Source organism: Labilibaculum manganireducens (assembly GCF_002843385.1).
GTDB lineage: Bacteria > Bacteroidota > Bacteroidia > Bacteroidales > Marinifilaceae > Labilibaculum > Labilibaculum manganireducens.
The window spans coordinates 21362-37363 of record NZ_MVDE01000032.1 but is presented as its reverse complement, the minus strand read 5'-3'; the positions used below and the strand labels follow the sequence as shown (position 1 = coordinate 37363).

Annotated in this window: 8 protein-coding genes; 5 read left to right on the top strand and 3 right to left on the bottom strand. The window is 37.9% G+C overall.

The window, feature by feature from the left end; all coding sequences use genetic code 11:
- The first annotated feature begins 227 nt into the window (after nt 1-227).
- The 5 genes from BZG01_RS16815 (at nt 228) to BZG01_RS16790 (ending at nt 12019) form a co-directional block, all read left to right on the top strand.
- The gene (locus BZG01_RS16815) at nt 228-2303 is read left to right on the top strand and encodes a glycoside hydrolase family 97 protein (protein ID WP_245870406.1); all 2076 of its coding nucleotides are present in this window, start codon (nt 228-230) and stop codon (nt 2301-2303) included.
- A gap of 833 nt (nt 2304-3136) precedes the next feature.
- Complete coding sequence (locus BZG01_RS16810) at nt 3137-6412, top strand: S41 family peptidase (protein WP_218973146.1); 3276 nt, start codon at nt 3137-3139, stop codon at nt 6410-6412.
- Between the two features lie 423 nt (nt 6413-6835).
- On the top strand, nt 6836-7423 hold the full coding sequence (locus tag BZG01_RS16800; RefSeq protein ID WP_101311004.1) for a hypothetical protein: 588 nt from the start codon (nt 6836-6838) through the stop codon (nt 7421-7423).
- A gap of 24 nt (nt 7424-7447) precedes the next feature.
- Nucleotides 7448-8866 (top strand): flotillin family protein, encoded by a 1419-nt coding sequence (locus BZG01_RS16795; protein WP_180327365.1) that lies wholly within the window; start codon nt 7448-7450, stop codon nt 8864-8866.
- Between the two features lie 321 nt (nt 8867-9187).
- Nucleotides 9188-12019 carry a M16 family metallopeptidase gene (locus BZG01_RS16790; protein ID WP_101311002.1) on the top strand — a complete coding sequence of 944 codons (2832 nt, stop codon included), beginning with the start codon at nt 9188-9190 and terminating at the stop codon, nt 12017-12019.
- 129 nt (nt 12020-12148) lie between these two features.
- Here the strand turns inward: BZG01_RS16790 and BZG01_RS16785 are convergent, their stop codons facing one another.
- The 3 genes from BZG01_RS16785 to BZG01_RS16770 form a co-directional block, all read right to left on the bottom strand.
- A complete protein-coding gene (locus BZG01_RS16785; RefSeq protein ID WP_101311001.1) occupies nt 12149-13450 on the bottom strand; it encodes a S28 family serine protease in 1302 nt (433 codons plus the stop codon).
- Between the two features lie 44 nt (nt 13451-13494).
- On the bottom strand, nt 13495-14877 hold the full coding sequence (locus BZG01_RS16780) for an aminopeptidase P family protein (protein ID WP_101311000.1): 1383 nt from the start codon (nt 14875-14877) through the stop codon (nt 13495-13497).
- A 508-nt stretch (nt 14878-15385) separates the two neighbouring features.
- Nucleotides 15386-15991: a LysO family transporter gene (locus BZG01_RS16770; RefSeq protein ID WP_101310998.1), complete on the bottom strand. Its 606-nt coding sequence runs from the start codon at nt 15989-15991 to the stop codon at nt 15386-15388.
- Nucleotides 15992-16002: the final 11 nt, after the last annotated feature.

Sequence of the window (16002 nt, the reverse complement as noted above, 5' to 3'; positions counted from 1 at the left end):
ATTCAGAACTTATAGAAATTAAGTAATGAAAACTCTTTATTGTCGTTTTTTAACCCCCAATCCCCTAATGGGGGCTCCCGATGCAAACACCCTCAATGTCTGCATCCGGAGAAAGTCCCCTTTAGGGGATTTAGGGGTAAATCCGAAAAGAATACGACATTTATTCATTCTTATTGTTTAACTATAGTTTGAACTTAATTAATACTAATCTTTTGATTCAATTAACTATGAATTTTAAATCAACACTGTGTTTTATTGCTGGTCTTGCAATGATATTGGCATCCTGTGCCAATGGCAAATTAGTCCGGAATGTTGAATCGCCCGATGGGAAAATTGGCGTTCAATTCAGTATGGTCGAAGGACAGGCCACTTACGAGGTTTTGTTCAATGGTAAAAAAGTAATTGAGCCGTCTACTCTGGGTTTCGATTTTCAGAACATGCCATCCATCGAAAAAGGATGGAAGATTGTCAGCTCACAGCTTTCATCCAGTAATTCTACCTGGGAAATGCAGTGGGGCGAGAAAAGAGAGGTTGTGGATAATTTCAATCAATTAGTATTGAATTTAGAAGAAGAACAGGCTCCAAACCGAAAAATGAATTTGGTGTTTAAAGTATACAATGATGGTCTTGGGTTTCGTTACGAGTTTCCAGAACAAGAAGCTATGCAAGAAGTTATCATTACCGATGAAAATACACAGTTTAATCTCACCGGCGATCACAAGGTATGGTGGATTCCAGGTGATTGGGACATTTACGAGCACTTATATCATACTACTTCGCTTACTGGTATCGATGCAATTGCATTGCGTTCCAACGACAATCTGGCTCAAACTTACATACCCGAAAATGCGGTGAACACTCCGGTTACTATGAAAACAGCAGAAGGTATTTATTTGAGTTTTCACGAAGCCAACCTTACAGATTATGCAGGAATGACTTTGAAAGTAAACAAAGAGAAATTGATGCTGGAAAGTGAATTGGTTGGATCGGACAGAACGGGTTACAAAGTAAAAAGAGCTGTTCCTTTTAACACACCTTGGAGAACCATTCAGATTTCTGAAAATGCAGGAGGTTTAATTGAATCCGACTTGATCGTAAATTTGAATGAGCCCAATAAAATTGGGTCGGTTGATTATTTTAAACCAATGAAATATGTTGGTATTTGGTGGGATATGCATCTGGGAACCAAATCGTGGGATCTGGCCAGCGGCAAGCACGGTGCAACAACCAAATATGCGAAGGAGTTAATCGACTTTGCTTCGGAAAATAAGATTGGTGGTATTTTGGTAGAAGGATGGAACACCGGTTGGGAACATTGGATTGGTTTTGAGGATCGCGAAGGAGTTTTCGATTTTGTTACTCCTTATGCCGATTACGATTTAAAGGAAGTGGTTCGTTACGGAAAAGAAAAAGGTGTTGAGTTGATCATGCATCACGAAACCTCAGCTGCCCCAAGAACTTACAATCAACAAATGGATACAGCCTATCAGCTAATGAACTCATTGGGAATTCATTCGGTGAAAACAGGCTATGTTGGCAAAATTATTCCAAAAGGAGAATATCATCACGGACAGTGGATGGTAAACAATTACCGGAGAGCTGTTGAAACAGGTGCGAAATATCAGGTTGCGGTTAACGCTCACGAGCCAATCAAAGCAACGGGTTTGCGTCGAACTTATCCAAACATCATTTCCCGTGAAGGATTACGCGGACAGGAATTTAATGCCTGGGCAAGCGATGGTGGAAATCCTCCGGAGCATTTGCCAATTGTAGCTTTTACTCGTATGTTGGCAGGGCCTATCGATTATACGCCGGGTATTTTCAATATCAAGTTAACACCTCACAAACCAAACAATCAGGTGAATACTACTTTGGCGCAGCAATTGGCATTGTATGTGGTAATTAACAGTCCAATTCAGATGGTTCCCGATTTAATTGAGAATTACAAAGGAAACGATGCATTCCAGTTCATTCGCGACGTAGCCGTAACCTGGGAAACCAGCAAGGTGTTGAATGGAGAAATAGGGGATTTTGTGACCATCGCCCGTAAGGATCGTAATTCTGAAAATTGGTTTGTAGGATCAATAACCGATGAAAATGCCCGCGATATGGATATAGATCTGAATTTTCTTACTCCAGGGAAGAAATACAAAGCAACACTCTATTTGGATGGTGAAAATGCTCATTGGGATCAAAATCCAACCGAGTTTCAGATCCTAAATAAAGAGGTAGATAACACGTCGAAATTGGAATACCATTTGGCTGAAGGTGGTGGCGCAGCCATTAGTTTGATAGAATTATAAGACTTAGAATTATTATTGTGTTAAAGAGGGTGTCCAAAAAGGAATATTTTGTACTGGATTGTCATGTTGAGCGAAGTCGAAACATCTGTTTTTTAAAGTGAAAGATTCTTCGTCCCGATTCATCGGGATCAGAATGACAATAGAACAATACTTTTTGGACATCCTCTTTTTGTTTATTACTGTAACCTCACCCAGCCCTCTCCTGAAGGAGAGGGAATTCCAATCTTCACTACGAATGAACTCCTCTTCTCCTTCAGCAACTCTTTAAACACATCTTGTTGCTCTTGATTTTTTTCAGCCAACAAGAAGTATAAAAAGGATAATATCAGGAATTAACACCCTTTTCCCGACGTGTCGGGATCGGCACTTTGTTCACAATATTATTTCAAATTGCGTTCACAATCTCCACTGCGGTACTGTACCCTCAAGAAGGGAAGATTCTGTTTGTGAACAATTCTCCCATTTTAAGGGGAGATGTTCGAAGAACAGAGGGGTGCTTAGGTTTATAATCAAACTATTGTCTGGGAAAGCAAATATTTGTGCATAAAGAGTAGCTTCAGGAGAAGGGGTTGGGGGATGAAGTTTCTCTTAAAATGAATTCAAGTCAATCAGGATAATTAAATTTTAACAATGACAAGGACTCTTCGTAGTTTTAAATTATTATTGTGTTAAAGTGGCATTCCTTTTTTTTAGGAATGTCACTTTTTTTGTAGCTTCACGGAAAGTTTTTTATGAAAATAAATTGACATGCTACTTAAAGCCAATACTTTCTGTAATTAAGGAAGGATTTGTTTTACACCAAATAATATTCACACACTAACTTATAAATTGAAATGTTAAAATTCAATCTTAAAATTGTGGCATTTTGTCTTATTCTATTTGGGACAATGAAAAGTGCTCAGGCCGAAAAGGATGTTCGTTTAATGAGATATCCTGATATCAATAAAAATTTAATTGCCTTTGTTTATGCGGGCGACATTTGGACAGTAAATTCCGATGGAGGTGATGCCAAAAGATTGACTTCGCACAAAGGAATGGAATTGTTTCCTAAAATCTCTCCTGATGGGCAATGGATTGCCTTTTCTGCTGAGTATTCGGGGAGCCGTCAGGTTTATGTAATGCCTTCAACAGGAGGAACACCTAAGCAGTTAACTTATTACAATTCGGTTGGAATGATGCCCCCTCGTGGTGGATTTGATGATGCCATTTTAGACTGGAATCCGGATAGCAAATCCATTTTGGTGCGTATGAATCGTACTCCTTTTGGAGAGCGAAACGGAACGTATTATCAGGTAAATATTGATGGCGGATTGGAACAGGCATTACAAATTCCTGAAGGGGGATTTGGAGTGTTTTCACCGGATGCAAAAAAAATATGCTATGCACCAATCAGTCGCGAGTTTCGTACCTGGAAGCGTTACAAAGGAGGTAGAGCTGCCGATTTATGGATTTATGATTTGGAAAATGATCAATCGGAGAGAATTACAAAATTTGTAGGTTCCGATCAAATTCCTTCCTGGTACAAAAATGCCATTTATTTTGCATCAGATCGTGATTTAAAATTGAACATCTATAAATATGATGTGGACAGCAAAGAGATTACTCAGATGACTCATCATAAAACATTTGATGTAATGTGGCCATCGGGGGAAAACGGACAGATTGCTTATGAGAATGGGGGTCAATTGTTCAAACTAAATCTGGAAACAGGGAAAGAGGAACGTGTTGTTGTGAACATCAACTTCGATAATCCGAATACCTTGCCTTATTATAAGAATGTAAAAGATTTTATACAAAGTGTTGCCGTTTCTCCTTCAGGAAAACGTGCTTTGTTTGATGCTCGCGGCGATATTTTTTCGGTTCCTGCCAAGAACGGACCAAGTATCAACTTAACACAAACTCAGGGAGTTCGGGAAACTGCTCCAAGCTGGTCACCAAACGGGAAATACATTTCTTATTACTCCGACGCTACTGGGGAATACGAAATTTATCTATTAGAGAATAAAAAAGGAGCAAAAGCAAAACAAGTTACTTTTGGTTCGTCAGCATGGATGTATGATGCCAAGTGGTCGCCTGATAGTAAGTACATGTTATTTTTCGATCGGACTTTGAAGTTGAAATGTTTAAATGTTGAAAGCGGAGAAGTTAAAATAGTTGATGTTGCCAGACGAAATGAAATTACTGAATTCTCGTTTTCGCCCGATTCGCAATGGATTGCCTATGTGAAAGACAGTAATAATGATCAGGGAGCAGTTTGGGTTTACAATATCACGACCGGAAAGAATTATCATTTAACGGATGATACTTTTGGTGATTCATCACCGGTATTTTCGAAGGATGGAAACTTCATCTTCTTTTTATCAAACCGTGATTTTAACCTTGATTTTTCAAGCTTCGAGTTTGATTATTTGTACAACAATGCAACCCGGATTTTTGCCATGTCGTTAAAGGCAGACGGACCTAAATTGTTTGCTTTAAAAAATGATGTTGAAGAGGTGAAAGAAGATAAACCTGTTGTTGACGAAAAGAAAAAAGTGAAAAAGGATGATGCTAAACCTGAAGAGAAGGTCAAAGTTGAAATTGATTTTGAGGGCATCTCCAATCGCATTACAGCTTTTCCTTTATCATCAGGAGATTACGAGAATCTGGAAGCTGTTGAAGGAGGAATCTTATATACCAGCGATAGAGCCTTACATCATTATATCATAGAAAAAGAGAAGGATGAAGTGATTTTAGATAAGGTTTCCGGTTATTCTTTAGCTGGGAATGGTGATAAATTCTTGTATTGGGCAGGTGATGCATATGGAATTACCGATTTGTCTGCTGGTCAGTCGGCTGATGCCGGCAAACTCCAATTGGATGATTTGGACATGAAGATTGATCCTAAAAAGGAATGGAATCAGATTTACACCGATGGATGGCGTATTTTTCGGGACTTCTACTATGTGGATAACATGAATGGTGTAGATTGGGCGCAAATTAAAGCCAATTACAATCTATTGGTGCCATATGTAAGTCATCGTGCCGATTTGGATTACATTTTGGGAGAGATCATTTCGGAAACCAACACCGGACATTGCTATGTGAACTATGGCGATTTCGAAAAAGTGAAAGCTGTGGAAACAGGATTGTTAGGAGCAAAATTAAAAGCTGATACAAAAAACGGTAAGTACATCATCTCTAAAATTTATCAGGGCGAAAACTGGACTCCTAACCGACGATCACCCTTAACCGAGCAAGGTGTTGATGTAAAAGAAGGTGATTATTTACTAAGCATTAATGGCCACGAGTTAAGTACTGACGTGAATCCTTATCTTTATTTGGAAGATCAGGTGGGTAAAATGGTGGAGATTACCGTGAACAGCCTGCCCGGTTTTGAGGGAGCAAAAACCTATACCATTAAACCAATTGAAAGTGAATTGGAATTGATGTATCTGAATTGGGTGAACGAGCGCCGCGAGATGACAGACAAATTATCCGGAGGTAAGATTGGATATATCCATGTTCCCAATACCGCAGTGGAAGGCAACAGGGAATTGAACCGAGGCATGTATGCATATCACGATAAACAAGCCTTAATTATTGACGATCGTTACAATGGCGGTGGATTTATTCCTGATCAAATGGTCAGTCTTTTAGATCGTAATGTATTGTCTTACTGGCACCGAAGAGGTCTTGAGGCGAATCAAACTCCTGCAGTTGCCCACGATGGACCAAAGGCAATGCTGATTAATTCTTACTCATCTTCAGGAGGAGATGCGTTCCCATATTATTTCAAGAAAAAAGGTCTTGGCAAATTGATAGGAACCCGCACCTGGGGTGGATTAGTGGGTATGTCGGGCAATGCCGGATTAGTTGACGGCGGCTACATTGCTGTTCCCCGCTTTGGCATTTTCGATGAGAATCAGAAATGGATTATCGAAGGAGTTGGCATGTATCCTGATGTAGAAGTGTACGATGAACCACATTTAGTAGCTAAAGGAATTGATCCTTCACTGCAAAAAGCAATTGAAATGCTGATGAAGGAATTAGAGAACAAACCAGCAAAAGAGGTGACAGATCCTGCTGATCCAAATCGTTCCAATTGGATTGAAGTGGATGTGAAATAATAGATGAACAAAGTCTTAAACTATAAAAGGAGCATCATTCGGTGCTCCTTTTTGTCTGTATAAAATTTGGTAAGATAATTTCAGGAATCAACACCCTTTACGTATTATTTCAAATTGCTTTCACGATCTTCACTGCGTTGCGGTTTCCTTTCAGGGGAAAGATTCAATGCAAAAACACATACAAAAGTTAAAAGTGGTGAATTCTCACATTTTAATGGGAAGATGTTCGAAGAAAAGAGGGGCGCTTGTATTTACAAACAAACCTTTTTTTTTGAAGAAGTAAAAAAGGTTTTTTCACCCCCCAAAAAACACTTAAAAACATGTAAAAATAAGAATACGACAAAAAAGATAATAACTAGTAAGCATAATGGATAATAGGTCGATATTTATTATTATTTTCATCCTAAATAAAAAACAATAATTATGATACTACAAATTTCAGATTGGTGGAGTTCAATGGAAATGGTGGAAAAGATTTTCTGGAGCATTTCAGTCCCATTTTCTCTTCTGTTTCTAATTCAGATCGTACTTACTTTCGTAGGTGGCGATATTGATGATATGAGTGCTGAAGGAGATGCAGATGCTGCTGTGGAAGGAGATGCCGGAATTGATTTTCAGTTTATAAGCTTAAAGAACCTGATTGCCTTTTTTGCTGTATTCGGTTGGACGGGTATTATTTGTTTGGATATGGGTTTAGGAGCCGGTGTCTCTACATTAATCGCTACTCTTGCTGGTTTGGCAATGATGTTAATTATGGCTTCTATTTTGTATTTTATGGGAAAACTGGTCGAAGAAGGAACCTTAAATATAAATAATGCCAAGGGAAAAATCGGCAATGTTTATTTGTCTGTACCGGCCAATAGAAAAGGAATGGGAAAAGTACAAATTGAAGTGCAGGGGCTTCAAACTTTGGATGCGGTTACCGATAGTGATTCAGATATTCCTACCGGTGCAGTAATTCAGGTTGTAGATGTTTTAAATGATCAAATTTTAATTGTAAAACCTTATTAAGTAAACTATTAATAATAAGTTATCATGGGAGAATATGTTGTTCTATTAATTGCGGTCGTTGTAATTGCCGTTTTTTCTTTAATTGTATCGTTTTTTAAGAGATACAAAAGGTGTCCGTCCGACCGCGTTTTGGTTGTGTATGGAAAAGTTGGTAAAGGAGTAGATACCGAATCGCGTTCGGCCAAGTGTATTCATGGTGGTGCAGCCTTTATTTGGCCAATTATTCAGGATTATGCCTTCCTGGATTTAACACCGCTTTCGATTGAAATCAATTTGAAAAGTGCTTTGAGTAAGCAAAACATTCGTGTGGATGTACCTTCTCGTTTTACAGTAGGAGTTTCTACAGAAGGAGGAGTAATGACTAATGCTGCTGAGCGGCTATTAGGATTGTCTCAGGCAGATATCAGTAATTTGGCTAAGGATATTATTTTCGGTCAGTTACGTTTGGTAGTTGCTACCATGGATATTGAGGAAATCAATAGCAACCGTGATAAATTCCTTGCAGCTGTATCAAATAATGTTGAGGCTGAATTGAAAAAGATTGGTTTGAAACTGATCAATGTGAATGTTACGGATATCAACGATGAATCGGGATATATTGAAGCACTAGGTAAGGAAGCTGCGGCTAAGGCAATAAATGATGCTAAGAAAAGTGTTGCTGAGAAAAACCGTGATGGTTCTATTGGTGAAGCAAATGCACATCAGGCACAACGTGTGCAGGTTGCTGCTGCTGATGCATCGGCAGTTGAAGGAGAGAATACGGCAAAAATTACCATTGCCAATTCGGATGCACGCAGAAGAGAGAGAGAAGCAGAAGCAGAACGTTTGGCTTCGGCTGCAGAGAAAGTAACTCAGGCGCGTGCTTTAGAGGAAGCTTATGCTGCAGAACAATTGGCTGAAAATGCCCGTGCAACCCGTGATAAAGCAACACAGACTGCTAATGTCGTGGTGCCTGCCGAGATTGACAAACAAAAAATTGAGATTGCTGCTGAGGCAATTGCAGAACAAACCCGTCGACATGCGAAAGGGGAGGCTGATGCGATCTTCATGAAAATGGAAGCAGAAGCGAAAGGTATTTATGAGATTCTGAGCAAGCAGGCTCAAGGTTTCGACAAACTTGTTCATGCTGCCGGAAGCGATGCTAAAGATGCAGTAATGTTAATGATTGCTGATAAGTTACCGGAATTGGTTAAAACCCAGGTTGATGCTATCAAGAATATCAAGATTGATAAGGTTACTGTTTGGGAGAATGGAAACGGAAAAGATGGCAAAACATCTACCGCTAACTTTATGCAGGGCATGATGGGATCTATTCCTCCGATGGAAGAACTTTTCAAAATGGCTGGAATGGAACTGCCAAACTACTTGGGTAAAAAAGTAGAAGAAGGTGAAACCGTTGAATTCGACGATGTTTCGGATACCAAAGAAAAAGAAGAGAAATAAGCATATTTTTTTTAATATTGGAAAGGAGTGCCGGTTGGTGCTCCTTTTTTCGTATTTATTCTTTTGATTTTTATTCATAGGATTTGACCCTATGTGGATACTATATTTCTTTTCATTGATTCTAAATCGATCAAGTTTTAGATTAATCACGGAAATTTTGACTGACAGGTAAATGATATCATTTTAAAGGTGAAAGAATAGTATATATATTGTGTTAAAAATCATTAAGAAAATTGTTAAATAGCTAATTATTTCTTTAATTTATAAAAGTTACACTTATGTTGTGTATTTTGTACTACAAATCACTAAAACAAATCACAAATGATTAAGAATTTATTTAGCAAAATGAGTCTTTGTACTGTTTTGGCACTGACCGGCACTGGAATGCTGTCCGCCCAAAACAATATGGATGCTAAACTTCCTATGGATCCGAATGTGAGAACCGGGAAATTAGACAATGGTCTTACCTACTATGTTAGGCATAACGAAGAGCCTAAAGACCGGGCAAGCTTTTACATTGTTCAGAATGTTGGAGCAATTTTGGAAGATGATAATCAAAATGGATTGGCTCATTTTCTGGAGCATATGGCTTTTAATGGAACTGAACATTTTCCAGGAAAAGGTGTTCTTAATTATTTAGAGAAATATGGTGTTGCATTTGGTCGTAATATTAATGCTTATACCAATGTAGATGAAACTGTTTACAATTTAAGTAATGTTCCAACTACGAATGAAAATTTGTTGGATTCTACCCTTTTAGTACTGCACGACTGGTCGAATTACTTAAGTCTCGATGGAGAGGAAATTGACAGCGAACGTGGAGTAATTCATGAAGAATGGAGAACCCGCCGATCTGGAGGAATGCGTGTTTATTTAGAAAAAAACAAACTCGTTTATCAAGGCTCTAAATATGAAAAACGTGATGTTATTGGAGATCTTAATGTCATTGATAATTTTGACCATCAGGTAATCAGGGATTTTTATCACGATTGGTATCGTACCGATTTGCAGGCCATTATTGTAGTTGGAGATATTGATGCAGAGAAATTTGAGCAAAAAATAAAGGATATGTTTGCACATATTCCTGCTGTTGAAAATCCGGAAGAAAGAGTGTATTTCGAGGTTCCTGAAAATAAAGAGCCAATTGTTGGTGTAATTACAGATCCTGAAGCCAGCAGAATTAGTTTTGAAATTGTTTACAAACACAAAGCGACTCCTTTTGCCGAAAAAAATCTAAACTATTATCGCAGGCTTTTAATCGAAGATCTTTATTCAAGCGTATTGGGAGATCGTTATAACGAACTGCTCCAAAAAGGGAATGCACCATTTATAACCGGTTATGCCGCATACTATAACAAAGCCCGAAAAATGGATGTTTTTCAAAACGGAGTTACCCTTAAAGAGGATAATATTTTGGGCGGAATTGAAGTGCTTTTGAAAGAGACAGAAAGAGCCAAAAGATATGGTATAGTGACTTCTGAATTGGAACGTGCTAAAACGGCTATGTTGAGTAAAATGGAAAGAGCTTATAAAGAAAGGAACAAGCAGAACAATGATCGTTTGGTTCGTGGCTATCAGCAAAATTATTTAACCAATGAGCCTGTTCCTGGAATTGAGTTTGAGTTCGAAGCAATGAAACAATTATTACCTGGTATTAGCGCAGAGGAAGTAAGTGCGATTTCAAAAGGATGGGTTACGGATGAGAATGAGGTGATTACCTTGTCGGCTCCTGAAAAAGAAGGATTACAATTGCCAACTAAGGAGCAATTACTTGCAGTGGTTGCGAAAGTGAAACAAATGGAACTAAAACCGTATGAAGATAAGGTAGTAAACGAACCTTTAATTTCAGAGCAGCCTAAAGCAGGAAAGGTTGTGAAAGAATCTAATTTAAAGGGATTTGAAGCTGCCGAGTGGACATTGGCTAATGGCGCAACAGTTGTTGTGAAAAAAACAGATTTCAAAGAGAATGAAATTAGTATGCAAGCTTTTAGTAAGGGAGGAAATTCATTATACAGTGTAAAAGATTTGCCTTCGGCTGAAATGCTTGGCGGCTTTGTTTCGAATTTTGGATTGGGCAAATTTGATCAGGTTAGCCTTCAAAAATTATTGACAGGTAAAGAGGTTAAGGTATCACCATATGTAGGTGAATTATCAGAAGGACTTAATGGGAATTCATCTACAAAGGATTTTGAGACCTTATTGCAGTTGGTGCATATGTATTTTGAGCAGCCACGTTTCGATCAGGAAGCTTTTAATGCATTGAAAGGAAGATATATGGCTTATGTGGCCAATATGGGAGCTGATATAAATAAGGCGTTTAGTGATTCCGTATCAATGACTTCTACCAATCACAATCCAAGAACAATTCTGTTTGATACAGATATGATTGACAAATTGGATTTTGAGACGATGAAACGCATTTATCAGGAGCGGTTTGTTGATGCCAGCGACTTTACATTTGTTTTTGTAGGGAATATTGATGCCGCGGAAGCAAAACCAATGATAGAAGAATACTTGGGAAGCATTAAGGATATCGACCGTGAGGATAACTGGAAAGACAATGGTGTGGATTATCCTGAAAAAGATACTTATACCCATTTTGACAGAGAGATGGAAACTCCTAAAACAACCATTGAAATTGATTTTCATGGTGATATTGAATATTCAAAAGAAAATTCAATATTGATGGATGTGGTTGCCAAACTTTTAGATAAGAGATATCTTGAGGTGATTCGTGAAAAAGAAGGTGGATCTTATGGTGTGGGAGTTGGTGCTTCGGTTGATAAATTTCCTCGGGAAGAGTATAAATTAGTGATTCGTTTTGATACAGATCCTGCCAAGGCTGAAAAATTAAAAGGAATTGTTTATAACGAGGTTCAGGCTCTTTTCAATGAAGGTGTTAAGGAAGATGACTTACACGAAGCAAAGAAAAATTTCATTAAGGTTCATCAGGAGAATCTTCGTAAAAATGGCTATTGGTTAAATACGATCAATCGTTACTATGTGTACGATGAGGAAATGATGAGTACAGAAGATTTCGAAAGCATGATCAACTCAATTTCAAAAGAGAAGGTTGAGAATTTTGCTAAAAAGTATTTTTCAACACCTGCAAAAATTGAAGTGGTGATGTCTCCAAAACTGAAAGAGATTTAATTCCGATTCATTAGTATAATAAAAAGGATGCTCATAAATGGGCATCCTTTTTTTTCGCTTTCTAAATCCCCTTCATAAGAGAGGATAAAGGTGAGTGCTTTGCTCTTTTCTACTTATTCCCTTAAATGATTACTGTTCATTGATAACGGTTAATTGCACATCCATCCATTCTTCCAAAGTGTTCAAAATTTCTTTCTTCATTTCAGGAGGAAAGCTGTTGATTCTTGATCTGTGAGATCCTTTGGGATTCACAAATTTTTTGCATTTGTCATTTCCTTTCAGATCAACTGCTGTTGCCGACCACGTATCGTTCTCACCATATATGAACAATATTTTTTCCGCATCAGTCTGCAGCCATTTGTTAATTTTAATCATCGATGAGGCATCAAATTTCCGGATAGGTTCATTGGGGAAAGTAAAATCGAAAGTGATATCCTTTTCATCGTTCAGGTATTGTTTGAAAGGTGCAATTTCGTAGCTATACATTCCAATCTCGGTTAATGCCTGATGATAAAATGCAAGAAGCGGTTTGATGTTGCTTACATCGAAAAAATCGATACTTGATACTTTAAACAAATGCTCGAAAAACTCTTTATAATTGGCATTTTTATTGGGAATGCTGTCAATTCCGCCCCACTGCCAATAGGCAAATGGATATTCCAGAATACTTAAATCAAGTGCCCTTTCCAGACCCATTGAGAAAGAATAGTTCTTCTCTTTTGCATAGGCATCAGCAAGAGGAAGTAATTTTTCTCTGTTAGTAAAACAAGCCAGCTGAAATTGATAAATCTGATCTCTGGTTTCTTTACTGCCTACACTGGCAAGGCGTTCGTGGATTCGTTTGTCTTCGCGAGCCAGATTGAGTGGTGCAACATAAGGAACACTAACATCAACATCATCAGGATAAAAATATCTGTGAAAAATAGTTGTTTGCCCTCCTTTACTGATTCCGGTCGACAGCCATTTTTTAGGATATATTTTACGCAAGGCCTGAATGATTACGTGCTGATCGGCAGCCGCTTGTTTGATGTTTAGGTATTGCCAATTCAGACTATCGGGCATTGAATTTTTAAAGTAACGGTGCTCAATGGTCAATTGATTAGCATTCAATAGTTTGCTCAACTCCCCAGCCTTTTCAGACCAAATTTGATAACCTTCCAGTTCCACAACCATAGGCTGATCGAAAGACTGATGACCCAATAAGACCCGTTGTTGAAATGTTCCCGCTTTGGGATTTTGATGATCGAGATCTTGTGTAAAATAGAGTTCGTAATACGCTGCAAAAGTAGAGTCTCCGGCAATCTTTTTTACACTTACTCCAGGGATTTCCTCAAGTTGGGTCAGCAGATTTTTTGGTTTTGTTTGTCCGCAGGAGATGCTGCCAACTATAAGAAATCCAATCAGAAGGAATGTAATTTGTTTAAGTTTCATTGATTAGTAATTTTAGAAAATATAGGGCGTGTTAATGATAATTTTTAGATTCTTTCTCTTTCTACATCAGCAATGCTTTTAGGAATAGGTTTTCCTAACAAACGGGCACCATCAGGAGTAATTAAGAAATCTTCTTCATTCCTAATGCCTCCAAAGTCTTTGTATTGTTCCACTTTATCGTAATTAATGAATTCTTCGAATCGTTTTTCAGTTTTCCACATGTCTATTAATTCAGGAATAAAATAGATTCCCGGCTCAATGGTTAATACAAATCCCGGTTCAAGTTCTCTTCCCAGGCGCAATGATTTTAGTCCAAACAGAGTGCTTTTTGCCTCGCCGTTGTAACCAACACAAACCTCGCCTAAATTTTCCATATCATGAACATCCATTCCCATCATATGACCTGTACCGCATTGAAAGAATAAGGCGTGCGCTCCTTGTTGAACAGCATCTTCAACATTTCCTTTCATAAAACCCATTTGCTTCATTCCTTCGGCAACAGTTCGGCATGCAGTAAGATGAACATCTTTAAATTTAGTACCGGGTTGCAATTTTGCAATGGCAGCATTGTGAGCATTCAAAGCAATCTCATAAATTTCTTTTTGGCGGGTTGTAAATGTTTTAGCTACAGGAAATGTACTCGACATATCACCCGAGTAATGCATTCCATTTTCAGCACCACAGTCAAGCAATACCATATCGCCGCTTTTTAATGTATTGCCATGATAATGGTTGTGAAGTGTTTGTCCGTTTATAGTTGCAATTGTTGGGAAAGATGGTTGTCCACCCATGCTGATTGCTATTTCCTGAACTTTGGCAGCAATTTCATATTCTTTCATGCCCGGGCGAGCCATACGCATGGCTGCGAGATGCATTTCTGCTGTAATGTTAACAGCCTCTTCAATTTGAATGATTTCTTCGGCTGATTTGTAATTTCTTTGATTTACAACCGCCTGAATGAATTCAGAAGATGCATTTTTTACTGAAATATTGGGATGAACATTCAATAAGGACTGTAATTTAATTTGATGTTCAGGACGGTAAGAGGGCAGGTGATGTACTCTTTGTCCTTTTGTCAAAGCTTTTTCAAGATATGTTTTTAATTCTGACTGGGGAGCTGTCTCTTTAATTCCAACAGCTTCGCTTTTCTCTTTTATGGTAGGCTGGGTACCCATCCAAACAATATCATCAATGGTTAATTCATCGCCGAAAATAATTTCACGATTTTCATCGATATCTATAATTGCATTTAGGCCGGCATAATCGGAACCAAAGAAATATAGAAAGGTACTGTCCTGACGGTAATGATAAGTATTGTCAGCATAGTTCATTCCACTTTCGTCGTTGCCAAGAAAAAGCAGGATTCCTGATTTTACGTCAGATTTAAGTTTGTTTCTTCTGTTGATATAGGTTTCTTTTGAGAACATCATTATGGGTATTTGGTTAATTAATATATAATTATTGCGTATTTGTTTAATTACCTGAACGAATTGGTAAATTTAAACAGGATGTAATTTATTTGTTCAATGAGGAAACTATTAAATTATGCCTTCGGGATACAAGAATCTCACTAAAGGACATTATCAGTTAGAATGCACAGAACAAAATAAGTTGTGAAAAGAGGTATTGGGGAGATTTAACAAATCCAACATTCGAACAAACCTTTGTACGAACAATTGTAAAGAAGTATAAATTCGTTAAAACAAAACATGATAAGCTTGTTGATTCGGAGTAAATTTATAAAAAACAAATTAGTTTATTGGTGTATTATTTTTAAAATGAGTTTAAACTGCATTAAGTTCTTTTTTAAAGCCGAAAAGAAATTATATGAAACGTCCATGTATAAAGCTTTCTACACACAGGGAGATGATTATATGGTAAGTTCTCCCGAAACAAGTTCGGGACAGGCTATATGGCAAAAGTTTAAAATTATAATCATATGAATTTAAGTATGATTGGAATAATTACGGGGACTAATATGGTAAGTACTATTCCACTAAAAACGGCTATGACAGCATATTCTTTTCCTGAATAGCGTACAATAATCGGCAGGGTTGTATCCATTGCAGTTGCGCCGCCAGATGCAATCCCGGCTAATTTTCCAAAGTATTTTACAAATAAAGGAGTTGCTAAAAGAGTCAGTATTTCCCTGATGATGTTTGAAAGAAGAGCAATAACACCCAGCGTATCGCTATGGAATTCTGTAATAATAACGCTTGATAAACTATAGTAGCCAAATCCGGCTCCCACAGCCATTGCTTCACCAATACTAATATTCGAAAGCAAAACGGAAACAGCAGAAACTCCAAGAAGAGATCCTGTAATGACTGATAGAGGAACCAAAATAATCTTGATGTTCACCTCACGAATTACTTTCCACGAACCGCGATCGGTTCCAATGCCCACACCCACTAAAAACATCAGTAAATAAAGAGCATATATACTGAAATCTCCTTCTAAAAGGGAGGAAGGTAAAAAGCGTGTTAGTCCAAGGATTAAGCCCAGAATAAAGAAGCCAAGAATTATTAAACTGCCTTTCATGTGTCTAAATT